This is a genomic window from Streptomyces sp. NPDC058246, assembly GCF_042881985.1.
Lineage (GTDB): Bacteria > Actinomycetota > Actinomycetes > Streptomycetales > Streptomycetaceae > Streptomyces.
This window is the reverse complement of sequence record NZ_JBHVWZ010000001.1, coordinates 195,671-218,347: the sequence shown is the minus strand read 5'-3', so window position 1 is coordinate 218,347 and position 22,677 is coordinate 195,671. Positions and strand designations below refer to the sequence as shown.

The following is a 22,677-nucleotide window of genomic DNA, read 5'->3' as shown; positions in this document are numbered from 1 at the left end:
GAAGGGACCACGAACCACCATGACCCAGCGCGGAACGCTCGGCATCGCCGTCATCGGCACCGGCCGGATGGGGGCCGACCACGTACGCCGTATCACCGAGGTCATCAGCGGGGCGCGGGTGGCCGCCGTCGCGGACCTGGACGCGGAACGCGCCAAGCGGCTCGCGGACGGTGTCGACGGCTGCACCGCGTACACCGACCCGGCCGCCGCCATGGCCGCGGACGACATCGACGCCGTGATCATCGCCTCGCCCGGACCGGCCCACGAGGCGGCCCTGCTCACCGCCTTCGCGCACGACCTGCCGGTGCTGTGCGAGAAGCCGCTCACTCCGGACGCGGCCTCCGCGCTGCGTGTCATGGAGGCGGAGCAGAAGCTCGGCCACCGGCGGGTGCAGGTCGGGTTCATGCGGCGCTACGACGCCGAGTACCTGAAGCTCAAATCGCTGCTGGACAGCGGCGAACTGGGCCGCCCGCTGATGCTGCACAACCGGCACCGCAACGCCGACGTCCTGCCGTACTTCACCGAGCAGATGCTCATCAACGACTCCGTGGTGCACGAGATGGACGCGGCCCGCTGGCTCCTCGGCCAGGAGATCACCGCGGTCACGGTGATGAAGCCCCGGCCGTCCGGCAACGCGCCCGAGGGCCTGTCGGACCCCCAGTTCGTCGTCCTCGAGACGGCCGGCGGCGTGCTGGTGGACGTGGAGATCTACGTCAACTGCCGCTTCGGCTACCAGGTGCAGGCCGAGGCCGTCTGCGAGAACGGGACAGCCCGGATCGGCGAGGCCCACGGGATGCTCGTCAACACGGCGGGCCGGTGGGGCGGTTCCATCGCCCCGGACTTCGTGGAGCGGTTCGCGGACGCGTACGACCGAGAGGTGCAGGCCTGGGTCGACGCCACGCTGCGCGGCGAGGTCACCGGCCCCGGCAGCTGGGACGGATACGCCGCGGCGGCCGTCTGCGAGGCGGGCGTCCGCGCCCAGACCGAGGGCCGCAGGACCGAGGTCGAACTGATCGAGCGCCCCGCCCTCTACCGCTGACGCCTCCGGGAAGGCCCTGAACGAGGCCCCCGGCGTCATCGCCTGCGCCGCAGAAACCCACGGCGGCCTTCGGCGCGAAGGAGGTGTGGTGCCCCGTCGGCGCGACGGGCGTGCGGTCCTCGGGCCGGCGCGGTTCACGGCACACGGCACACGGCACACGGCAAGCACGCCGCCACCCACTCGGCCGAGGTGCGCCTCGCCTACTCCCCTGGCCGACTGGGCATCACCGTCACCGATGACGGACCCGCGCAACCGCTGCCCTCCCCCGCCCCGGCCGGCGGTTACGGCCTCGTCGGCATGCGCGAAAGACCCCGCTCCGTCGGAGGCTTCGTCCGTGCGGGCCACCGGCCCCAAGGCGGTTTCGAGGTCGTGACCGAACTGCCACTGCCTCACCACGTCCCCGAGGACACCGCGGCTGCCTGACGCCTGACCCTGGCAACCGCGGCGGACGACGTACGAGGCGATGCGCTGTGCCACCTCCGGGCGGGGCCCTGCTGTCACTCGCCCGGAGGTGGGGTCCGCTGGGACACGTCGGCCAGGGGACACCCCGGCTAAGGGCCCACGTCTCGGCTGCGGATGTCGTCCAGCGACTCGCGGCGGACGAGGAGCCGTGCGTGACCGCCGGCCACGGCGACCGCGGGCGGACGGCCGACCAGGTTGTAGCCCGAGACCATGGACAGGTGGTAGGCGCCCGCGACCGGCACGGCCAGCAGGTCTCCCGGGTGTATGTCACCGGGGAGTGCGACGTCGCAGGCCAGGACATCGCCGGCCTCGCAGTGTCTGCCGACCACGGACATCAGGGCCGGCGCCGCGATGGAGTACCACCCGCACCATGACCTTCTGGTGTCCGCCGGGGCCGACCGCCGCGGCCAGCCGGGCGATCTCCGACGGGCTGTCGATCACGATGCGCCCGACGCCGAGCCGCAGCGGGGTCTCCAGGTCGCGCGGGGACTTGGCGTTGCCGTGCAGCACGATCTTCTCGGGCGGGAACCCGGTGGTGACGGCGAGTTCCAGTTCGCCGGCGGAGCAGACGTCGAGGCCCAGGCCCTCCTCCTCCACCCATCGCGTCATGGCACGGCACAGGAGCGCCTTGGCCGCGTAGCGGACTTCGGCATCGGGAAAGGCGGCACGGTAGGTACGGCAGCGCTCGCGCACCTCGCCCTCGCCCAGTACGTAGACAGGGGTGCCGAACCGGTCGGCGACCTCGGCGAGCGGTACGCCGCCCACGGTGAGGTCGCCGTCGGCCTGCGGGGCCGTCGAGGCCGGCCACACCGTCAGGTCGTCGACGAGGCGCGCGGCCGCGGGTTCGTGAAGAGTGGTCATCGCGTGGTCCGTTCCCGGCCGGCCCGCAGCGCCGGCACCTCGACGAGCGCGGGGGCCTTGGTCGCCCGCAACGCACCGACGGCCTCGACGGCCCGAGGAGCCCAGCCGAGAGGCGCCGGCTCGGGCGTGGGCGCCGGGGCGCGGAGCTGAGGGTCCACCGTCACGGTGGTGACTCCGAGCGGTGCGGCCAGAGCGCGCAGTGCGGGTTCGGCGAGCCTGATCCACTCCTGACCGGGACCCAGAGTCGCGATGAGCCGGCGCTCGGACGTGAAGCCGACGGCGGTACGGCCGCCGAGGGGCGTACGGAACATACGGGCCGCACACCCTGCTGGCCCCGGCCGGACGGGAACGTACAGGGGTCCGGCCGGGAACCGTTCGGAAGGCTCCGGGTCTTCACCGCACGAGAGGTCTGCCATGAGATGCCTCCTGGAAAGTCCGTGGGGAGTCCACGGAAGTGGCTGGCGCCCCGGCGCGGGGAGGCGGACCGAGGCATGCATCTGACGTTGTGCCCCTGTCTCCCGGTGCTCCGACCCCTCATGACGCAACGCTGACGGCAACCGGCTCAGCGCTGACGCGTTACTGACGGGCTGCTCACGCCCCACCTGAAGAACGCCGAGGAACGCCGAGGGGAGACGCAGGGCGCTGGGCGGCGCCCCGGATGAACCCGAAAGCGTCCCTGCACGTGACCCCCGTGTCCTGAGCGCCGATACTGCCGAGAGTGGACCGCTCGGCTCGCCCATCCGCACAACACCAGAAACTGACGACCCATCAGTAAAGTCGGCGACACGTCAGCACGAGCACACCAGCACCAGGACCGGCACCAGCACCAGCACCAGCACCAGCACCAGCACCGCCGAACCCTGCTTCCGGGCGCCGTGGAACGCCAACGTCAATAGCCGGTCATACCCACTCTGACCAGGGAAAGCGTGGGTCAGAGGCTAAACTGTTAGTCACCCCAGGAGGTTCCCATGAAGATGCTCATCAACGTGGCGGAGACGGTGGTCGCGGACGCGCTGCGGGGTATGGCGGCAGCGCATCCGGAGCTGACGGTGGACGTCGAGAACCGGGTGATCGTACGGCGGGACGCCCCCGTGGCCGGAAAGGTCGGTCTCGTCTCCGGTGGCGGGTCGGGGCACGAACCGTTGCACGGCGGATTCGTGGGTCCCGGAATGCTGTCGGCGGCCTGCCCGGGCGAGGTGTTCACCTCTCCGGTGCCGGACCAGATGCTGCGGGCCGCGGCCGCCGTGAACAGCGGTGCGGGCGTGCTGTTCATCGTGAAGAACTACACGGGTGACGTGCTCAACTTCGACATGGCGGCCGAACTCGCCGATGACGAGGGCATCCAGATCGCGAAGGTCCTCGTCAACGACGACGTCGCCGTCACCGACAGCCTCTACACGGCCGGTCGGCGCGGCACCGGCGCGACGCTGTTCGTGGAGAAGATCGCGGGCGCCGCCGCCGATGAGGGCGCACCGCTGGACCGGGTCGAAGCGCTCGCGAAGCAGGTCAACGAGAACTCCCGCAGTTTCGGCGTCGCCCTCAGCGCCTGCACGACTCCGGCCAAGGGCTCCCCGACCTTCGACCTGCCGCCCGGGGAGCTGGAGCTGGGCGTCGGCATCCACGGCGAGCCGGGCCGGGAGCGGCGCGCGATGATGACCTCGCGGGAGATCGCCGATTTCTCGGTGCACGCGATCCTGGAGGACCTCACTCCGCGCAATCCCGTCCTGCTCCTGGTCAACGGCATGGGCGCCACGCCGCTCCTGGAGCTGTACGGCTTCAACGCGGAGGTCCATCGCGTGCTCGGCGAGCGCGGGATCCCGGTGGCCCGCACGCTGGTCGGGAACTATGTCACCTCGCTGGACATGGCCGGCGCCTCGGTGACGCTCTGCCAAGTGGACGAGGAGCTGCTGCGGCTCTGGGACGCGCCGGTGAACACACCGGGCCTGCGCTGGGGCGTGTGAACCCGGTCAACATGCGGTCGGCTGCCGCCGGCCGGCAACCGATCGACATGTGCACCGAGGAATCAACGCGCGCTCCAGACGTGCGCTCCCGCGTCAAGGCACGTACCGCACAGGTGACGGATGCGAGCATCGCAGAGCATCGCGCCCGTCACACCCCCGCAGTCCCGCTCGTACCACGCAAGGAGTTCCCGTGCTCGACGCCGATTTCTTCCGCCGTTGGATGACGGTGACCGCCGCATCCGTGGACCGCGAGGCCCAGCGGCTCACCGAACTGGACTCGCCGATCGGTGACGCCGACCACGGCAGCAATCTGCAGCGCGGGTTCACCGCCGTGGTCGCCGCCCTGGAGGAGGAGTCGCCGGGCACCCCAGGCGCCGTCCTCGCGCTCGCCGGACGGCAGCTGATCTCGAAGGTCGGCGGTGCGTCGGGCCCGCTGTACGGCACCCTGCTGCGCCGGACCGGCAAGGCGCTCGGGGACGCCCCCGAGGTCACCGAGGAGCAGTTCACGGATGCGCTGCGCACCGGCGTCGACGCGGTGATGGCACTGGGCGGGGCCGCGCCCGGCGACAAGACCATGATCGACGCGCTGGTGCCCGCGGTCGACGCGCTCGCGGACTCCTTCGCCGCGGCGAAGGCCGCCGCCGAGGAAGGTGCCGTGGCGACGACGCCGCTGCAGGCCCGCAAGGGCCGGGCGAGCTATCTGGGCGAGCGCAGCATCGGGCACCAGGACCCGGGCGCCACGTCCTCGTCCCTGCTGATCGCGGCACTCGTGGAGGCGGCCGGTGAGTGACACCAAGGACACCCTCGTAGGGATCGTGCTGGTCTCGCACAGCGCGGCCGTCGCCGCCTCCGTGGCCGAGTTGGCGACGGCGCTCGCGGGCGGCGGCACCACAGCTCCCGTCGCTCCGGCGGGCGGCGCCGCGGACGGTGGCGTCGGCACCAGCGCCGAGCTGATCGCCGCCGCGGCCGCCTCCGTGGACCGCGGCGCCGGGGTCGCCGTCCTCACCGACCTGGGCAGCGCGGTCCTCACCGTGAAGGCGCTGCTCGCCGAGGGCGACGAACTCCCGGACGACACCCGCCTGGTCGACGCGCCTTTCGTCGAGGGCGCGGTGGCCGCGGTCGTCACGGCCTCGGCCGGCGCGGATCTCGCCGCGGTGGAGGCGGCGGCCGCGGAGGCGTACGAGTACCGAAAGGCGTAAGACCTGGAGCAACAGGACGACCGGGAGCCCTGGAACGATCAGGGCCACCGGTCCGGCCGGCCCCCCGGTGGTGTCGGCCCATCGGCACGCCGGTACCACCGGCTTGCCTGAACCACCTGACCTGAATGTGAGAGTGAGCCGATCCGTGGCCCCGGGCTCCGTCAGGCGAGCCCTTCCGCCGCGACGGCCGGCGCCGAGCGCATCGTCGCCCCTCGTCATGGGCCCGGAGCCAGACGGCCCGCAGGCCCGGCTCGGTGCGGGTCGGTCTCACCAGCGCGCGGACCTTGGGGAGGTGCGGCCTCGCCGTCGCGTGGTTGCCCGTCATGACCGCCTCAAGTGCGTCTTCCAGCGGCCGGCCGGGACGCCAGGCGCGCAGGGCGGAGGCGATCTCGTCGATCCCGGCCTCGAACCAAGGGCTGACGCAGCTCTCCTTGCTCGGGAAGTAGCGCCACTCGGACGCGGCGAGCAGCATCAGCGGCGTGATCCTGCCCGTCGACAACGGCTGGGCCGCCGCCTGACGGCCCCTCACGCCACAGCCCGTCACGCCGCGGCCCCTCACACCGTGGCCCACCAGACCGTGGCCCTACGAACCATGAGATCTGCGCCGCTGGGCGGCTCAGCGGCCGCGGACGAGTTGCCGGGCCAGCCGGTCCCCGGCCGCCACGGCGGCGGCGTGGTTCTCGATGGGTGACACCCGGGACTTCTTGAAGACGATGTACGTGACCCCGGAGTCCGTCCCGCCGCGCCGCGGATCAGGGCTGATGCCGAGGGCTTTGGCGGTGGCGTACGAGGCCTCACCGATGATCTCGCGCGGCCCGGTGTCGCCGACGACGGCGTACTGGACTCGGCCCCGGTAGATCACGGCGGCCACCGAACCCCCGTGGACGCCGTGGTCCCGGTGGTTCCAGATGCCGCTCGGGGAGGGGACGACGATGTAGGGGAGGGTCTCGGCGTTCAACGGGCGTCCGTCGGACTGCTGGTAGGCGGTGGCGCCGGAGAAGAGCGGGTCTGTGCGACGGTTGCAGCGACGGCCCGGTCTGCCGTCGCAGTCGATGTCCATGTCGGCCTTCCAGAACACGGCACCCCGCGTGCCACAGACGGGAACGTCGGCGCGGGCCCCGTCGTCACTGCGGTAGCGCGCCTTCGAGACGGGAGCGCAGCCGCGCACCTTCGCCAGCAGGTCGGCGGCCGGGACATGTCCCTCGCTCACCGCCACCACGGGCCGACTCGGTGGGGTGGTGGTGAGCACCGCCGCCGGAGCGGGAGCGAGCAGGGCGGCGCCGGCCGCGGCCAGCGTCAGCGACTGGACACGCACGATGAGAGACCCTCTCCTGGGGGACATGAACGGTCATTTGCCTAAACTTGGTGGGCATCTGACGGTGCGTCCACCGGAAAGGGGCCGGACGGGGGTGCACGGCCACCTCGACGGGGGGCCGAGGAAACCCCCTCGCCGTACGGGCCGAGAAGCCGCCTCGACGGACGGAGCGATGTCGCCTCGGCGAAGGGAGCGATACCGCCTCTACGGACGAAGCGATGGCGCCTCGGCGAACGGGCGGCGCACCGCCGGCTCGACCGGCGCCGTGCGGCCGAGGGCCCGAGCCGTGATCGACTCCGGCCACTCGACCGCCTTCGCCGGCGCGGGATCAGCGACGACAGCGGACCGCGCCATGGGCGTGAACTCCCCTGAGAAAGGGGTGAGTTCACGCCGCGTCAGGATCAGCATACGTATGTTCCCCGCGGTCCGACCAACGGCCGTCCACCCTCTTGATGTGATCGCCTCAGCCGTGTCTTATAGGTACAGACCAATCCCGTCGAGGGAAGGCAGACCGTGCGACGCGTTGAAGCCGGCTCCGTACGACGCGTTCCCCCCGCCCTGACCCGGGCGTTGACGTGCGGCACGCTGTTCGCGCTCGCGTCCTGTGGGTGGGGCGGACAGGACACGGGCCAGGGCGAACGGCTGCCCTCGGCACCCTTGGGCGTCACCGCCGCCGCGGGCAGCGCGACCAGCGTGCACGTCATGTGGAACCGGGCTTCCGACGATCCGGAGGTCACCCGTTACGAGGTGTATCGCGGAACCACGAAAGTCAAGGAAGTGCCCGGCGCGGAGCACATGGTGGACATCACCAGACTCAAGCCGTCCACCACGTACGTGTTCACGGTCCGGGCCCGCAACGCCGCCGGGGACTCCGGACCACCCAGCAAACAGGTCCGGGCCACCACACCGGCGGCGGTCGCGGCCGATCACACGGCTCCGGGCCGCCCCGGCCGGCCGCACGGCAAGGCGATCGGAAGCCGGGCGGCCCAGCTGTCCTGGGAGAAGTCGACGGACGACCGGGGCGTAGCGTCGTACGACATCTACCAGGGCAATTCGAAGATCCACAGTGTGGGCGGCGCACAGACGGCGACTGTGGTCACCGGGTTGCGGCCCGGCACCCGCTACTCCTTCACCGTGCGGGCGCGCGACGCGGCGGACAACGTCTCGCCCGCGAGCGACACCGTCCGGCTCAGCACCGCGCCCGGTACGGACGACGGCCGGGGCACCGCGCCGACCGACTTCCGCGCGACGACCCACCGTGCGGACGGCGCGTACTACATCGATCTGTCCTGGCTGGCCCCGGAGGTGGACGGGGTGATCACGGAGTATCAGATCCATCTCGACGGCCGTCCGGTGACCTCGCTGGTGTGGGGCGGCGACCCACCGCGCGGGAAGTCCACCTACAGCTTCTACGTGGGCCGGGACGCCGGGGAGTCACACCGTGTGCGGATCAGGGCGAAGCTGCCGGACGGCACGTGGGGCGGATTCTCGGCGCAGCGGACGGTGACGACCGGCAGCCGGTGAGGCGCACGGCGCCGCCTTGCACGCGGTGCAGCGCACGGCGCGGAGCGGCACGCGGTGCAGCGCACGGCGCGCAGCGGCACACGGTGAAGCGCACGGCCCGGGCCGGGCGGTCAGCAATAGCCCCGGCATAGAGTTACCCGTATGGCCCATAGGGAACCCAATGTCGCGACTCCGCTCGATCTCTCCCTGCTGCGCACCTTTCTCAGCGTGCACCGGACGGGATCGTTCACGGCGGCGGCCCGGCTGCTGGGCCTTTCCCAGCCGACGGTGACGACGCAGATGCGGTCGCTGGAGGAGCAGATGGGCCGGGACCTGTTCGAGCGGGGGCCGCGGGGTGTGCTGCCCACGGCGGTGGCGGACGAGCTGGCCGCGCAGGTCGCGGCACCCCTGGACGCGCTCGCGGTGGTCGCGGACCGCGGCGGCTTCGGCGCCGACCAGCCGCCGGATCCCGTCCATGTGGCCGGTCCCGCCGAGCTGCTGTGCACCAAGGCGCTGCCCGCGCTGGCGCCGCTGACGCGGCGCGGCGTGCGGCTGCGGATCAGCACCGGACTGACCGACGACCTCCTGGAGGGACTGCGGGGCGGCCGCTTCGATCTGGTGATCGCCACGATCCGGCCACGCGGGCGCACCCTCACTTCCGTGCCGTTGATGGACGAGGAGTTCGTGCTGGTCGCCGCCCCGCAGTGGGCCGAGCGCATCGGTCCGGGCAGGGTGGCGGCCGAGGGCGCCGCCGCGCTGCACGGCGCACCCCTGGTGACATACGCCGAGGATCTGCCGATCGCGCGCCGCTATTGGCGGCATGTCTTCGGGGTACGGCTGTCCGGGCAGGCCGCGATCACGGTGCCCGATCTTCGGGGCGTCCTCGCGGCGGTCGCCGCCGGCGCGGGGATCACGGTGCTCCCCCGCTATCTCTGCCTCGACGAACTGGCCTCGGGTGCCCTGGTGCCCCTGCTGTCGCCCGAGGACCCGCCGATCAACACCGGCTATCTCACCCAGCGGCCCGGGGTCTCGGACAACCCCCATGTGGCGCTGGTCCGGGAGCGGCTGCTCCAGGCGGGCCGCACCTGGTGACGGGAGGCACACGGCGGCCGTAAACCCTGCGCAGTCGGCCGGACGAAGGAATTCGTCACCTGCCCGGTCCCCGTCCGCATGCGGGCCCGGCCGAGGCAACGTTGGCTCTCCCTGAGACAGCACGGGCCTTCCAATCCTCGGCGGCGCATGGGATGTGCCGCCAACCGTGCCGCTGGAGGGCAGTCCTTGATGCGTACTACTCAGACACTTCTCCGCTCCGGCCTGACCGCGGCCGCCGCCGCTGCGCTGCCGCTCGCTCTGGCCGCCCCGTCCGCCGTTGCCTTCGGTTCCGGAATCTCGGTGAGCACCACCGGTTCCAATGTTTCGGTCACCACCAGCGCGTGTCAGAGCAACGGCGCCAGCTTCGGCAGCGCCTCCTTGCTTTCCAGTGGACAGGCGAACTTCTCCCAAGGGCGCCAGGCGCCCTTGAGGGGGACGACCACCAGTCAGTCCGCGTCCTGGTCAGGTGTGAGCCCAGGCACCTATACGGTGGTCGTGGTCTGCTACAACGGGACGACGGCGGGCACCCAGTCCATCATCGTCTCGGCCCCCGCGACCCCCACGATCTCGTCGACGGCCTCGCCGTCGCGCGGTGTCATGGGTGGATTCGGCGGAGCGGTCAAGGACTACGGGACCGTCACGCTCGTCGGCGGGGCGGTGCTGGTCGCCACGGGCACCGTGGCGGCGGCCTGGTTCCTGCGCCGCCGGTCCAAGCCCTACCGACTCTGACCGGTCCAAGCCCAACCGACTCCGACCGGTCCAAGCCCTACCGACTCCGACCGGGCCGTGCCCTACGGACTCCGACCCGGCCGTGGGGACTCCGACCTCCTACTCGGGCGCGGGCAGCTGCTCGAACTCCTCCAGTGCATGCGTAAGCCACTGGGTCCAGAAGGTCTCCAGGTCGATTCCGGCGCGCAGTACGAGGTGCCGGAGGCGGTCCTGCGGGGTGTCCTTGCCGGGCGGGAAGTCGCGCTCCTGGATTTCCTCGTACTCTGCCAACTGCCGCTGGTGGAGGGCGAGATGGCGGCGCAGGTCGGCCTCGACGCCCGTGGTGCCGACGACGGCCGAGGCGCGCAGCCGCAGCAGCATGATGTCGCGCAGCGGCTTGGGGTCCTGGGAGGCGGCGGTCCAGCGGGCGAGTTCCGCGCGGCCCGCGGGCAGGACTTCGTAGCTCTTCTTCTGCCCCCGGGCCGGCTGTTCGGAGGGCAGGGCTCGGATGTAGCCCTCGGCCTCCAGTTTTCCCAGCTCGCGATAGATCTGCTGATGCGTCGCCGACCAGAAGTAGCCGATCGACTTGTCGAACCGCCGGGTCAGTTCGAGGCCGGACGAGGGCTTCTCGAGCAGGGCGGTGAGGATCGCGTGCGGGAGTGACATGGGGTCATCCTAGGGAGGACCGCCCACGGGACCGGGCGCCTGAGTGCGGCCCGCCGGACGGTGCGACGGCCCTCCCGGGCGGCGTGCCTACAGCGCCGCCGCCAGCTCCGTGCCCTGCTTGATGGCGCGCTTGGCGTCCAGCTCGGCGGCCACGTCGGCGCCGCCGATGAGGTGCACGCTGCGGCCCGCCGCGAGCAGCTCGTCGTACAGGTCGCGGCGCGGCTCCTGCCCGGTGCACAGCACGATGGTGTCGACCTCCAGGACCTGGCTGTGCCCCTCGACGGTGACGTGCAGCCCGGCGTCGTCGATCCGGTCGTACTGGACTCCCGGGACCATGGTGACGCCCCGGTGCTTGAGCTCGGTGCGGTGGATCCAGCCGGTGGTCTTGCCGAGTCCGGCGCCGACCTTGGAGGTCTTGCGCTGGAGGAGGTGGACGGTGCGCGGCGGGGTGGGACGCTCGGGCGCGGCGAGGCCGCCGGGTGCCCGGTAGTCCATGTCGACGCCCCAGTTCCGGAAGTACGTCGCCGGGTCCTCGCTCGCCTTGTCGCCGCTGTCGGTGAGGTACTCGGCGACATCGAAGCCGATGCCGCCGGCGCCGAGGATCGCGACCCGGTCGCCGACGGGGGCGCCGTCGCGCAGGACGTCGAGGTAGCCGACGACGCTGGGGTGGTCGACTCCGGGGAGCTCGGGGGTGCGGGGGCTGACACCGGTGGCTACGACGACCTCGTCGTGGTCGTCGAGTCCGTCCGCGGTGACGGGGGTGTTCAGCCGGACGTCCACGCCGTGCAGTTCGAGCTGCGTACGGAAGTAGCGGATCGTCTCGTCGAACTCCTGCTTGCCGGGGACCTTGCGTGCGACGTTGAGCTGGCCGCCGATCTCGGGCGCGGCGTCGTACAGGGTGACGTCGTGGCCGCGCTCGGCCGCGCTGACCGCGCAGGCGAGTCCGGCGGGACCGGCGCCGACGACGGCGACGCGCTTGCGCAGCCGCGTCGGCGCGAGGACGAGCTCCGTCTCGTGGCAGGCGCGCGGATTGACCAGGCAGGAGGTGATCTTGCCGCTGAACGTGTGGTCGAGGCAGGCCTGGTTGCAGCCGATGCAGGTGTTGATGGCCTCCGGTTGCCCGGCCGCCGCCTTCGCGACGAAGTCGGGGTCGGCGAGCATCGGACGGGCCAGCGACACCATGTCGGCGTGGCCGTCGGCGAGCAGCTGCTCGGCAAGCTCGGGGGTGTTGATGCGGTTGGTCGTCACCAGCGGGACGGAGACGGCGCCCATGACCTTCTTGGTCACCCAGGCGTACGCGCCGCGCGGCACCGAGGTCGCGATGGTGGGGATGCGGGCTTCGTGCCAGCCGATGCCGGTGTTGATGATCGTCGCTCCGGCGGCCTCGACGGCCTTGGCGAGCGTGATGACCTCCTCGAGGGAGGAGCCGCCCGGCACCAGGTCCAGCATCGACAGGCGGTAGATGATGATGAAGTCCTCGCCGACCGCCTCGCGTACGCGCCGGACGATCTCGACGGGGAAGCGCATCCGGTTCTCGTACGAGCCGCCCCAGCGGTCCTCGCGCCGGTTGGTCTGGGCCGCGATGAACTCGTTGATGAGATAGCCCTCGGAGCCCATGATCTCGACACCGTCGTACCCGGCCCGCCGCGCCAGGCGGGCGGCGCGGGCGTAGTCGTCGATGGTCTGCTCGACCTCGGCGTCGGTGAGCGCGTGCGGCGGGAAGGGGCTGATCGGGGCCTGCAGGGCGCTCGGGGCGACCAGGTCCTGGTGGTAGGCGTACCGGCCGAAGTGCAGGATCTGCATCGCGATCCTGCCGCCCTCGCGGTGCACCGCGGCGGTGATCCCGGCGTGCTGCTCCGCCTCCGCCTCGGTGGTCAGCTTGGCGCCGCCCTCGTACGGCCGTCCCGCCTCGTTGGGCGCGATGCCGCCGGTGACGATGAGGCCGACGCCGCCGCGCGCGCGGGTGGCGTAGAACTCCGCCATCCGCTCGAAGCCGCGCTCGGCCTCCTCCAGGCCCACGTGCATGGAGCCCATGAGCACGCGGTTGGGCAGGGTGGTGAAGCCCAGGTCGAGCGGGTTCAGCAGGTGCGGGTAACGGCTCATCGGGCCCTCCGTGCGCGGTGTCGTGTCTCTGTTGTAGACGACGACACCCTCTTTATGCAACTAGTTGCATAAGCGGGCTCGCGTCCGCGGGGCGGGTCAGCGGACCCGGTTCAGCGGGCTCGGGTCGGCAGGTGTGGTTCAGCAGGCCCGGGTCGGCAGGCACGGGTCGGCAGGTGCAGTTCAGCAGGCCCGGGTCGGCAGGCGCGGATGTGGCGGGCCGGCGTCAGCCGAGGGCGACCCGGGCGACGAGTTCGGCGACCGGTGCCGGCTGGTCGACCATCACCAGGTGGCCCGCGCCGGGGACGGTGACCATCGTGACGTGGGGACTGTCGTCGAGGCCCGCCCGCTCCTCGGCGGTCAGCCCGATCTCGTCGTGATCACCGCGTACGACCCAGGCGGGCGCGCCCGACGCGCGGAGCCGGGACACCAGTGATCCGTGCCGGTCCAGGTAGTCGAAGTAGTGCCGGATCTCCCGTCGGCAGAACGCCGGGTCGTTCTTCCGGAACTCGGCGACCAGCGCCTCACGGCGGGCCGCGGGCAGGCCGGCCGCCATGAGGCGCGGAAGCACCTTCATCAGGGCCGGCCAGGTCAGGGCCCCGATGCCCGGCAGCCGTCCGAGGCGGTCGGCGACGCCGAGTGCCTTGGGCTCGTCGGTCCGCGAGAAGGTCGGGGACAGCAGGACGAGCGGGCCGGTGAAGTGCCCGGCCGCCGCCATCTCCAGGGCGACGTTGGCGCCGAGGCTGTGGCCGACCACGACCTCGCAGCCGCGCTGCGCCGCGAACGCGCCGAGGAGTGCCGCGTAGTTCTCCATGGCGAGATCCCGCGGGGGCACGGTCCCCGCGTGGCCCGGTAGCGTCACGGCCACCAGCCGCACCGGCGCCGAGGCCAGTGCCGGTGCGGCCGTCATGTCGTCGTAGAACGCCGTGCTGCACATCCCGCCGGGCAGCAGCAACACCCGCCTGCGCGCGTCGGCCGGCCCGGACTCGCGAACGTCCCACGCGTGGAACTCCTCGGGACTGCTCACGTTCGGCCTCCGTCTCCCGGCACGGTCAGCCACAGTGTGGCGCGCCGGGCGGGCCGACCGGCCCATCGGGGACCGAACGTGGCATGTCGGACGCACCCCCTCCCCGGACAGACCCTCCCGCTCCCCGGACAGGCCCTCCCGTTTCCCGGACCGACCCTCCCGCTCCCCGGACAGACCCTAGGGCCGCACGCCGATCACGACGTTGGCGTACATCTCCTCGCAGACGGCGAGCCGGCCGATCAGACCGCTGCGGGCGAAGAGCTCGACGGCCAGGGGCGCCTGGTGTTCGCTCGTCTCGACGAGGAGGAAGCCGCCGGGGGCCAGCCACTGGGGCGCCGCCGCGGCGACCCTGCGCACGAGGTCGAGGCCGTCGCCTCCGCCGTCGAGCGCGACCCGGGGTTCATGGTCGCGGGCCTCCGCGGGCAGCAGGCCGACCTCCTCGGTGGGCACGTAGGGCACGTTGGCGGCAAGGACGTCGACACGGCCGCGCAGGGTGTCGGGCAGGGCCGCGAAGAGGTCGCCCTGGTGGACGTGACCGGCGAACGGTGCGACGTTGCGGCGGGCGCAGCGCACGGCGGCCGGGTCGATGTCGGCGGCGTGCAGTTCGGGCCCGCCGAGGGCCGCGGCCAGGGCGGCGCCCACCGCACCCGAGCCGCAGCACAGGTCCACGACGAGAGACGCGCCGCGTGCGAGGGCGACGGCCTGGTCGACGAGGAACTCCGTGCGGCGGCGCGGCACGAAGACGCCGGGTTCCACCGTGACGCGCAATCCGTGGAACTCCGCCCAGCCGAGGACATGTTCGAGGGGGAGACCGGCGACGCGCCGGTCCACCATGGCGGTGACGTCGTCCGGGGTCCGCGCGGTGGAGAGGATCAACTCCGCCTCGTCCTCGGCGAAGACACAGCCCGCGGAGCGGAGCGCGGAGACGACGGAAGCGGCGAGAGGGGTCATGAGAACGAGAGCCTTTCGAGGGGCCGAAGGGCGCTCTCGCGGCCCCGCCTACAGGCGGTGAGCCGCGTTGCCTCGAGGTGAGAGCACCCGACCTGACACAGCGGTAATGGGTCTCACCTCCTCGACAACTCCTGGGCTGGGGTGGTCCACAGCCGGGACGGCCACCTTACAGGAACGCTCAGACCGATCACACGCCGCTCACACGCCGGTCACACGGCGACCGACTCCTCCAGCTCCTGCTCGATCTCTTCGGACTCTCCGGCACCCTCGGCCCCCCGCTCCGCGCGCCCAGGCTCGGGAACAGGCTCATGAACAGGTTCGGGAACAGATTCGGGAACGGGCTCTTCCTGTACGGCACGACGGGCGCGCGCATGCTCGATGGCGCCGGCGACGGCCGTGACCAGCAGGCCGATCACCAGCCAGCCGAACAGCGTCCCCACGTTGCCGGACAGGCCGTCGCGGTCGAAGTAGAGGAGGCTGCGGACCCCCTCGACGAAACCGGCGCCGTTCCAGAAGGAGTGCAGGGCGCCGAAGAATCCGTTCTGGAGCTCCGGCCGGAACAGGCCTCCGGAGCTGGTGAAGTTGAGCATCACGAAGAGCACCATCATCGCGAGCGTGGTCCACCGCTTGAGGAAGGTGTGGAGCCCGACGCCGATGAACAGGATGCCGGCGGAGTAGAGCCAGCTCATTCCCCACACGCTCGCGAGGTCGTGGTGCGCCAGGTGGAAGACGGGCCCGGCGAGCGCCGCACCGATGACACTCACGGCACCGGAGACCCCGACGGCCAGCAGCGCGCGGATCCGCATGGGCAGGCCGGCGCCCGCGGCGCCGAGCGCGGCGACGGAGGCGTACGAGCCGATACTCACCGCGATCAACAGGAAGAACAGGCCCTGGCCCGTGGGGTCGTCGGGGACCGGCGGGGCGACGTCGGTGACCTTCAGTGGCACGCCCTGCCGGGCCGCGACCGGTGTGAAGACCTTCTCGACGGCCGTGGCGCCCATGTCGGACGCGGCGGTGGCGACGACCAGCTCGGGAGTCTTCGCGCTGAGCACGTAAGCGCCGGTGACGTCACGGGACTTGAGCAGGTCCACCGCCTGGCTGCGGTTCGCGACGGTCCGGACGTCGAGCTGGTCCCCCGCCCGGTCCTTGACCGTCTGGGCGAAGACCTTCGTCTCGGGGCCGGCACCGACGACGGCGACGGGCAGGTGATGCGGCTCCGGCGTCACGAACGCACCCATGTAGGCCAGCCCCATGCCGAGACACATCAACAGCGGGGTGACCAGGTGCGTGAGCACATGGCGTAGGGCCGGTGAACGCAGGCCGGTGAACACGAGTCCTCCTCTGGCCGGAAGATTGACCGAACCATTGGTTGGCATATACAACTCTCTATCAAGTTGTACTATACAACCAGAAGGATGGGAGGAGGAAGCCGTGAAGGCATCAGAAGAGACCGATGAGACGGTTGTCACTGCCGGCGGTCCGGCCGCGGAGGTCATCGACGGCGGGCCGGACGCCGAGCGCGGGGCCTGCGGGGCCGGCGGGGCCGAGGGCACGCCGACGGCCATCGAGACGGATGCCGACACCGCCGTCGAGACCATTCAGCGCGAGATGACCGCATTCGCGCGCCGCGCCCGGGCCTCGGCGGGACGCATGCACCCCGAGCTGTCCCTGGTCTCGTACACCCTGCTCGGTCATCTGGAGGAGAGCGGCGGCTGCCGTGCCACCGATCTCGCCTCGCACTACGCGCTGGACAAGTCCACCGTGAGCCGTCAGGTGGCCGCGCTGGAGCGGGCCGGGCTCATCGAGCGGCGGCTCGACCCCGAGGACCACCGGGTGCAGGTGCTGCATCTGACGGAGGCGGGCACGCGGATCCTCGCCCAGGTGACGCAGAGCCGCCGCGTGGCTTTCCGTGAGCGGCACACGGGCTGGCCGCAGGAGGATCTCGCGCGCTTCGCCTCGTACTTGCTGCGGTACAACGCGACAGTGGCCCAGGAGGAGCCGGTCAGGCAGCCGCCCGCCGACTGACCTGCCCGCCCCCGCCGCACCACCGGTCGCTCGCGCCTCGACGACGCGGTGTCTTCAGACGCCCACGCCCACGGCCCGCCCCCCGTCGGCGTCTGACGACGCGATGTCATCAGACACCCACGGTCCGCTCCTCCCCCAGGCGCTCGGGGACGCGCGCCGCCAGGAAGCGGGTGCTGCGGCGCAGTCGGAAGCCGAGGGATTCGTAGAGGCGGATGGCGTTGGTGTTGCCCGCGCCGGTGTGCAGGAAGGGGATCTCGCCGCGCTCACGGATGCCGTGGGCGACGGCCAGGATCAGCCGGGTGGCCAGGCCCTCGCCACGGAAGCCGGGGTCGGTGCACACCGCGCTGATCTCGGTCCAGCCCGGCGGGTGCAGCCGCTCCCCCGCCATGGCGACGAGGGCGCCGTTCCGCCGTATCCCCAGATAGGTGCCGAGCTCGACGGTCCGCGGCAGGAAGGGGCCGGGGCGGGTCCGTTCGACCAGGTCAAGCATGTCGGGTACGTCGGCCGGGCCGAGCCGCACGGCCTCCGCGTCCGGTGCCGCGGCGATCCCGTCGTCGACGAGCTGGACGCCGTCGATGTCGAAGGTCACCTCCCAGCCGTCCGGGATCCGCCCGTTGAACCCGGCCAGCGGCGCCTCCCCACCCGGGCCCACCAGGGCCGCCAGATCCGCCCAGTCGCCGGCTTCCGGCTCGTCGGGCAGCGCCAGCCACGGCGATACGTCCACCGGGTAGCGCAGGACGCGACCGCGCCGCTCGGCGAAGTAGGCGTGCGGGCCGGTCAGCGAACCGAGGGCGGGGTTGTCGAGGGGGTGGGCGGCGCCGATGGCAGGGCCGTCGAGCACAGGCGCCGCCGTCGGCGAACAGGGCGCGCCGTCCGGAGCATGCGGGACGGTCGCCGAACGGGCGGCAGGGTTGTCCAGTGGGCCCGCACCCGTCGGCGGGCCGGAGGCCCCTGTGCCGCCCGCGCCCGTCGACGAACCCGGCGCGAGGCCGTCCAGCGCGCCCAGCGCGGAATCGTCCAGCGGAGACGCGCTCACGCCGACACCTCGATCACGATCTTGCCGCGGGCGTGACCGTCCTCGACGGCGCGCAACGCCTCGCCGGCCCGGTCGAGCGGGAAGGTCCGGGTGACGAACGGCCGCAGCGTCCCGTCGACCGCGAGCTTCGCGACCTCGTCGAGGACGGCGGCGGTGCGGGCCCGCTCGACGGCGCCGCCACCGAGCCGCGCGGCGGTCTCACGGTCAGCGCCGGTGATCAGCTTCGTGCGGTCGGTCAGCAGCGTCGCCGCGGCTTCCAGGACCTCGCCCCCGACGAGGTCGAACACGGCGTCCACCCCGTCCGGCGCCGCCGCGCGCACCCGCTCCGCGAGGTCCGGCCCAAAGGGCGCCGACGGGACGTGCACGGCTCCGAGCGACTCGACGAAGTCCTTCTTCCCGTCGCTCGCGACCCCGATCACGCGCAGCCCGAGGGCGCGCGCGATCTGCGTGGCGGCGACGCCGACTCCGCCGCCCGCGCCGGTGATCAGCACGGTCGCGCCGGACGGCAGGTCGAGCTGGCGGATTCCGTCGTACGCGGTCGCCGCCGCGACGGGCAGGGTCGCGGCGTCGGTGAACGACAGCGCGGCGGGCTTGTGCGCGGTGAGGGCGACCGGAAGGACGGTGTACTCGGCGTAACCGCCGGTCGCCGGGTTGCCGAACACCGCGTCCCCCGTGGTGAAGCCGGTCACGTCGGGGCCGACGTCCTCGACGATCCCCGCGACCTCGTTGCCGAACACGGCGGGCAGCTCACGTGCCGGGCCGCCCACCCGGCGGTATCCGGTCCGCTGCTTCCAGTCGACGGGGTTCACGCCCGCCGCGCGCACCGCGACGAGGATCTGGCCGGGGCCCGGGCTCGGCCGGTCCTGCTCCACCAGGGCCTCGGTCTCCGGGCCGCCGTACCGCGTGAAGACGTACGCCTTGGGCATCTGTATCCCTCACTCTCCTTCGCTCGCACTAGCGGCAAGGAAGATCACCGCACGGCTATTCCCCGGCCTCGGGAGAGTTCATGTGCCCGCAATGATCGGAGCCCCGCTCCGGCCCGGAGCACGGTCCACAGCCACGTACGGTTGAATGCGTAAGCACTGCCGCTGTGTCTGTGCGAAAGCGCTGCACCTGCGTCCGCACCGATCACGCTCGATCCGCGGGCCCGCCGTCCCCGGCGGCCCTGGAGGCACCACCCCTATGAACGTCACGCGAGGCTTCACCGGGCGTCCGCGCGCTCACCACGCCGGACTGCCGCCCGGCCAGTACGACGCGGGCGACGACTGGCCCGTCCTGTCCGCCGAGGTCACGCCCGAGCTGGCGGCCGCCGACTGGAGCTTCCGGATCGACGGTCTGGTGGCCGGGCCGCGCACCTGGAACTGGGAGCAGGCGCACGCGCTGCCCGGTTCGGCGTACGAGGGCGACATCCACTGCGTGACGAGCTGGTCGAAGTTCGGGGTGCGCTTCGCCGGTGTGTCCCTGGACGCGTTCCTGGACGTCGTACGCCCGGACGCCACCGCCACCCACGCGGTCGCGTACTCGCACACCGGATACACCACGAACCTTCCGCTCGCCGACCTCACCGGCGGACGGGCCTGGATCGTGTGGGAGTACGACGGCAAGCCGCTGCCCGCCGAACACGGCGGCCCGGCGCGGCTGATCGTGCCGCACCTGTACTTCTGGAAGAGCGCCAAGTGGATCGCGGGCCTGAGCATCCTCGACCACGACGAGCCGGGCTTCTGGGAACAGAACGGCTACCACGCCCGCGGCAACCCCTGGGAAGAGCAGCGCTACTCCGGTGACTGAGACCTTCGTACCCCCGACGCGCTTCGCCGTGCCCGGCCGGATCGCCGTGAGCAACCGTGCCGCGAGCACATGGCAGACCGCCACACTCACCGAGATCCGCCGGGAGACACCGCACGCGGCGACCTTCCGGTTCGCGGTTCCGCGGTGGGCGGGGCATCTGCCCGGGCAGCATCTGATGCTGCGGCTGACCGCCGAGGACGGATATGTGGCGCAGCGCCACTACTCCATCGCGTCACCGCCCGACGACGCCGGTCATATCGAGCTGACCCTGGATCATGTCGAGGGCGGCGAGGTCTCCGGCTGGTTCCACACCGTCGCGGAGCCCGGTGACTCGGTCGAGGTGCGCGGCCCGCTCAGCGGCTTCTTCGCCTGGCCCGGCGACCGGCCCGCGCTGCTCGTCGGCGCCGGCTCCGGTGTCGTACCGCTGATGTCGATGCTGCGGCAGCATCGCGCGCGGGGCCTGGAGGTGCCACTGCGGTTGCTGGTCTGCGCGCGCAGCCCCGAAGAGCTCATCTACGCGCGGGAGTACGGCGAGGAGACGACGCCCGTCTTCACGCGGAGCGCGCCGGACGGTGTGCCGGTCGGACGTATGGCCGCGGCACATGTGGCACCCCTCCTGGCCGAGCAGCCTCCCAGTGGATGGGAGGCCTATGTGTGCGGCTCGAATGGGTTCGCGGAGCACGCCTCGCGGCTGCTGGTGGAGGCTGGTCAGCCGGTGGACCGGATTCGTATCGAGCGGTTCGGCTGAACCCCTTCGCGGTCGGCTGGCCGCCCCGTCAGGCGTGCGGCACGACCGCCACGGGACACCCGGCGTGGTGGACGAGCCAGCGTGCCGAGCGGCCCAGGCGCTCACCGGTGCGGCGCCCCGTGACCAGCAGACCGGCCCCGGTGGACGCCTTCAGCAGATGGTGTCCAGGGTGGCCGTGGAAGACCCGCTCGGAGACGGGCGTCTCGGGGAACTTGCGGCGCCACGGCTGCACGGTGCCGGTCAGCACCTGCCGCTTGCCGTCCTCCCGTTCGGCCGTGCCCTCGGGCACGGGTGAGCCGGGCGCGTGACCGTGGTGCGGGGGCAGCGTCCAGGTGTGCACCACGTGCAGCGGCGCGGAGCGGACGGCGGCGGTGTCGAAGGCGTAGCGGATGAGATCGTCGGCGGGGTGGTCCAGGTCCAGGCCGAGCACCACCGGCAGGTAGGGGGCGGTGCTCGGGGGCGTGCCGTCGCCGGTGGGCATCCGTTCGTCCTCGGGGAGCTCGCCCGCGCGGACGAGGACGACAGGGCGCTGGGCCCGTGCGGCGACCCCGAGGGCGACCGAGCCGACCGGGAAGCCTGCGCACCCGGTGGAGCCGCGTGAGCCGAGCACCAGGGTCTGGGTCTCCGCGGCCGCCGCGAGCAGCGCCGGGACGGCAGGGGTTTCGGTGCTGCGGGCGATGATGTCCAACGCCGGGTGGGCGTACGACAGTTGAATGGCGGCCCGGTCGAGTGCGGAGCGGGTGCGCCCGACGGGGACGTCGACGTCGGGGATCCGCGCGGGCATGGCCGGCGCCGATTCCGCGTGCAGCAGACGCAGCGGGAGACCGCGGCGCCCGGCCTCGCGGGCCGCCCAGTCGGCGGCGTCCAGACTGGCGCGCGAGCCGTCGATTCCTGCGGTGATGGTGCGCGTACCGGAGGTCATGTCTCCCGCCTTCCGGGGGCCTTCTCGGGGATTTCTGGGGGCTTCGTGGGGGCTTTCTGGGGGCCTTCTGAGGGCTTTTCCGGTCTTGGGGGCCGGACGGTGCGGGTCGCCGTACGCCGCGCGGAGCGCTGCGCGGGTTCCACGGCGGACGGGGATCAGTCCTGTGGGGCCGGAATCGGCGCACGGCGCGGGGTCCGCCGTGGAGCGGGCCCGACCGAGGGACGAGGCTTGTTGGCCCTTCGATGGCACCCGTACGGTGTGATCATCCGCGCCCCTGACGCCAAAGGTGGTCCTTCATGGCCCTCTTCGATCTCCCCCTCGACGAACTCCGTGACTACCGCAGTGCGTCCGCCGAGCCCGAGGACTTCGACGCCTTCTGGGCCAAGACGCTCCAGGAGGCCCGTGCGCACGACCTCGCCGCCCGCTTCGAGCCGGTCGAGACACCCCTCAAGACCGTCAAGGTGTACGACGTCACCTTCGCCGGATTCGGCGGGCACCCCGTCAAGGGCTGGCTGACCCTGCCGGCGTGGGCGAACTCGCCCCTGCCCGCGGTCGTCGAGTTCGTCGGGTACGGCGGCGGCCGCGGCCTCGCTCACACGCATCTGCTGTGGGCCTCGGCGGGCTTCGCGCACTTGGTGATGGACACGCGCGGCCAGGGCAGCGCCTGGGGCGGCGGCGAGACCCCGGACCCGGTGGGCAGCGCGCCCGCCTACCCCGGATACATGACCCGTGGGATCGAGGACCCGGAGAGTTACTACTACCGGCGGCTGTTCACGGACGGCGTGCGCGCGGTGGAGACGGCCCGCTCGCATCCGCTGGTGGACCCGACACGCACGGCGGCCGTCGGCGGGAGCCAGGGCGGGGGCATCACCCTCGCGGTGGGCGGGCTGGTGCCCGACCTGGCCGCGATCGCGCCCGACGTGCCGTTCCTGTGCGACTTCCCGCGCGCCACGGTTATCACGGACCGCAATCCCTACCGGGAGATCGGCAACTACCTCAAGACCTACCGCGGCCGAACCGACCAGGTCCTGCGTACGCTCTCGTACTTCGACGGGGTGCACTTCGCCGCGCGCGGCAGTTCGCCCGCCCTGTTCTCGGTGGCCCTGGAGGATCAGACCTGCCCCCCGTCGACGGTCTTCGCGGCGTACAACGCGTGGGCGCACGAGGACAAGAAGATCGAGGTGTACGACTTCAACGACCACGAGGGCGGCGGCACCTACCAGGAGGCGGCCCAGCTGCACTGGCTGCCCTCCTACCTCTGAGGCCCCGTCCGG

The 22,677-nt window shown here is 72.1% G+C and carries 22 protein-coding genes and 1 pseudogene; 11 read left to right on the top strand and 12 right to left on the bottom strand.

Annotated elements, in window-relative coordinates; all coding sequences use genetic code 11:
• Window positions 1-19: 19 nt before the first annotated feature.
• Window positions 20-1,039 (top strand): Gfo/Idh/MocA family oxidoreductase, encoded by a 1,020-nt coding sequence (locus ACFVXA_RS00915; protein ID WP_362019145.1) that lies wholly within the window; start codon window positions 20-22, stop codon window positions 1,037-1,039.
• A gap of 551 nt (window positions 1,040-1,590) precedes the next feature.
• On the opposite strand, the pseudogene ACFVXA_RS00910 reads toward ACFVXA_RS00915, so the two are convergent.
• Together ACFVXA_RS00910 and ACFVXA_RS00905 are read right to left on the bottom strand one after the other, a co-directional pair.
• Window positions 1,591-2,362 (bottom strand): annotated as a pseudogene (locus ACFVXA_RS00910) (diaminopimelate decarboxylase family protein).
• Window positions 2,359-2,778, bottom strand: a complete 420-nt coding sequence (locus ACFVXA_RS00905; RefSeq protein WP_384016687.1) for an SAV_915 family protein — start codon at window positions 2,776-2,778, stop codon at window positions 2,359-2,361. The pseudogene ACFVXA_RS00910 and the gene ACFVXA_RS00905 overlap by 4 nt, the downstream one beginning before the upstream one ends.
• A gap of 552 nt (window positions 2,779-3,330) precedes the next feature.
• Between ACFVXA_RS00905 and dhaK the strand changes: the two genes are divergently transcribed.
• The 3 genes from dhaK (at window position 3,331) to ACFVXA_RS00890 (ending at window position 5,522) form a co-directional block, all read left to right on the top strand.
• Entirely contained in the window at window positions 3,331-4,323 is a 993-nt protein-coding gene (gene dhaK / locus ACFVXA_RS00900) for a dihydroxyacetone kinase subunit DhaK (protein WP_362019139.1), read from the top strand.
• A 190-nt stretch (window positions 4,324-4,513) separates the two neighbouring features.
• Window positions 4,514-5,113: a dihydroxyacetone kinase subunit DhaL gene (gene dhaL, locus ACFVXA_RS00895; protein ID WP_362019136.1), complete on the top strand. Its 600-nt coding sequence runs from the start codon at window positions 4,514-4,516 to the stop codon at window positions 5,111-5,113.
• The gene (locus ACFVXA_RS00890) at window positions 5,106-5,522 is read left to right on the top strand and encodes a PTS fructose transporter subunit IIA (RefSeq protein ID WP_362019133.1); all 417 of its coding nucleotides are present in this window, start codon (window positions 5,106-5,108) and stop codon (window positions 5,520-5,522) included. Before dhaL ends, ACFVXA_RS00890 begins: the two co-directional genes overlap by 8 nt.
• A 616-nt stretch (window positions 5,523-6,138) precedes the next feature.
• Here the strand turns inward: ACFVXA_RS00890 and ACFVXA_RS00885 are convergent.
• Window positions 6,139-6,837 (bottom strand): glycoside hydrolase family 75 protein, encoded by a 699-nt coding sequence (locus ACFVXA_RS00885; RefSeq protein ID WP_362019130.1) that lies wholly within the window; start codon window positions 6,835-6,837, stop codon window positions 6,139-6,141.
• 204 nt (window positions 6,838-7,041) lie between these two features.
• Entirely contained in the window at window positions 7,042-7,245 is a 204-nt protein-coding gene (locus ACFVXA_RS00880; RefSeq protein WP_362019127.1) for a hypothetical protein, read from the bottom strand.
• A gap of 105 nt (window positions 7,246-7,350) precedes the next feature.
• On the opposite strand from ACFVXA_RS00880, the gene ACFVXA_RS00875 reads away from it, so the two are divergent.
• From ACFVXA_RS00875 to ACFVXA_RS00865, 3 genes are all read left to right on the top strand, one after another.
• On the top strand, window positions 7,351-8,361 hold the full coding sequence (locus ACFVXA_RS00875) for a fibronectin type III domain-containing protein (protein WP_383735288.1): 1,011 nt from the start codon (window positions 7,351-7,353) through the stop codon (window positions 8,359-8,361).
• 141 nt (window positions 8,362-8,502) lie between these two features.
• On the top strand, window positions 8,503-9,432 hold the full coding sequence (locus tag ACFVXA_RS00870) for a LysR family transcriptional regulator (protein ID WP_383903090.1): 930 nt from the start codon (window positions 8,503-8,505) through the stop codon (window positions 9,430-9,432).
• A gap of 189 nt (window positions 9,433-9,621) precedes the next feature.
• The gene (locus tag ACFVXA_RS00865) at window positions 9,622-10,161 is read left to right on the top strand and encodes a hypothetical protein (protein WP_362019121.1); all 540 of its coding nucleotides are present in this window, start codon (window positions 9,622-9,624) and stop codon (window positions 10,159-10,161) included.
• Between the two features lie 99 nt (window positions 10,162-10,260).
• Here ACFVXA_RS00865 and ACFVXA_RS00860 read toward each other — a convergent pair whose 3' ends face one another.
• From ACFVXA_RS00860 to ACFVXA_RS00840, 5 genes are all read right to left on the bottom strand, one after another.
• Window positions 10,261-10,806, bottom strand: coding sequence for a PadR family transcriptional regulator (locus ACFVXA_RS00860; protein WP_383735290.1), 546 nt, complete (start codon window positions 10,804-10,806; stop codon window positions 10,261-10,263).
• Between the two features lie 87 nt (window positions 10,807-10,893).
• On the bottom strand, window positions 10,894-12,909 hold the full coding sequence (locus tag ACFVXA_RS00855) for an FAD-dependent oxidoreductase (protein WP_383735292.1): 2,016 nt from the start codon (window positions 12,907-12,909) through the stop codon (window positions 10,894-10,896).
• Window positions 12,910-13,132: 223 nt separating this feature from the next.
• Window positions 13,133-13,933 carry an alpha/beta fold hydrolase gene (locus ACFVXA_RS00850; protein WP_383735294.1) on the bottom strand — a complete coding sequence of 267 codons (801 nt, stop codon included), beginning with the start codon at window positions 13,931-13,933 and terminating at the stop codon, window positions 13,133-13,135.
• A gap of 177 nt (window positions 13,934-14,110) precedes the next feature.
• Window positions 14,111-14,884, bottom strand: a complete 774-nt coding sequence (locus ACFVXA_RS00845) for a putative protein N(5)-glutamine methyltransferase (protein WP_362019109.1) — start codon at window positions 14,882-14,884, stop codon at window positions 14,111-14,113.
• A gap of 209 nt (window positions 14,885-15,093) precedes the next feature.
• Complete coding sequence (locus tag ACFVXA_RS00840; RefSeq protein WP_390023530.1) at window positions 15,094-16,203, bottom strand: hypothetical protein; 1,110 nt, start codon at window positions 16,201-16,203, stop codon at window positions 15,094-15,096.
• A gap of 289 nt (window positions 16,204-16,492) precedes the next feature.
• Here ACFVXA_RS00840 and ACFVXA_RS00835 point away from each other — a divergent pair, with 289 nt between their 5' ends.
• Window positions 16,493-16,909 carry a MarR family winged helix-turn-helix transcriptional regulator gene (locus tag ACFVXA_RS00835; RefSeq protein WP_390023528.1) on the top strand — a complete coding sequence of 139 codons (417 nt, stop codon included), beginning with the start codon at window positions 16,493-16,495 and terminating at the stop codon, window positions 16,907-16,909.
• Window positions 16,910-17,018: 109 nt separating this feature from the next.
• On the opposite strand, the gene ACFVXA_RS00830 is transcribed toward ACFVXA_RS00835, so the two are convergent.
• Both ACFVXA_RS00830 and ACFVXA_RS00825 read right to left on the bottom strand, forming a co-directional pair.
• Window positions 17,019-17,750 (bottom strand): GNAT family N-acetyltransferase, encoded by a 732-nt coding sequence (locus tag ACFVXA_RS00830; RefSeq protein WP_383735649.1) that lies wholly within the window; start codon window positions 17,748-17,750, stop codon window positions 17,019-17,021.
• 191 nt (window positions 17,751-17,941) lie between these two features.
• The gene (locus ACFVXA_RS00825) at window positions 17,942-18,871 is read right to left on the bottom strand and encodes an NADP-dependent oxidoreductase (RefSeq protein WP_390023316.1); all 930 of its coding nucleotides are present in this window, start codon (window positions 18,869-18,871) and stop codon (window positions 17,942-17,944) included.
• Between the two features lie 256 nt (window positions 18,872-19,127).
• On the opposite strand from ACFVXA_RS00825, the gene ACFVXA_RS00820 reads away from it, so the two are divergent.
• Together ACFVXA_RS00820 and ACFVXA_RS00815 are read left to right on the top strand one after the other, a co-directional pair.
• On the top strand, window positions 19,128-19,733 hold the full coding sequence (locus ACFVXA_RS00820) for a sulfite oxidase-like oxidoreductase (RefSeq protein WP_362019103.1): 606 nt from the start codon (window positions 19,128-19,130) through the stop codon (window positions 19,731-19,733).
• Window positions 19,726-20,481, top strand: coding sequence for a ferredoxin reductase (locus ACFVXA_RS00815; RefSeq protein ID WP_362019100.1), 756 nt, complete (start codon window positions 19,726-19,728; stop codon window positions 20,479-20,481). Before ACFVXA_RS00820 ends, ACFVXA_RS00815 begins: the two co-directional genes overlap by 8 nt.
• Before the next feature lie 28 nt (window positions 20,482-20,509).
• Here ACFVXA_RS00815 and ACFVXA_RS00810 read toward each other — a convergent pair whose 3' ends face one another.
• On the bottom strand, window positions 20,510-21,403 hold the full coding sequence (locus ACFVXA_RS00810; protein WP_383735302.1) for a universal stress protein: 894 nt from the start codon (window positions 21,401-21,403) through the stop codon (window positions 20,510-20,512).
• 296 nt (window positions 21,404-21,699) lie between these two features.
• Here ACFVXA_RS00810 and ACFVXA_RS00805 point away from each other — a divergent pair, with 296 nt between their 5' ends.
• Entirely contained in the window at window positions 21,700-22,665 is a 966-nt protein-coding gene (locus ACFVXA_RS00805) for an acetylxylan esterase (protein WP_390023313.1), read from the top strand.
• The last annotated feature ends 12 nt before the right edge of the window (window positions 22,666-22,677 follow it).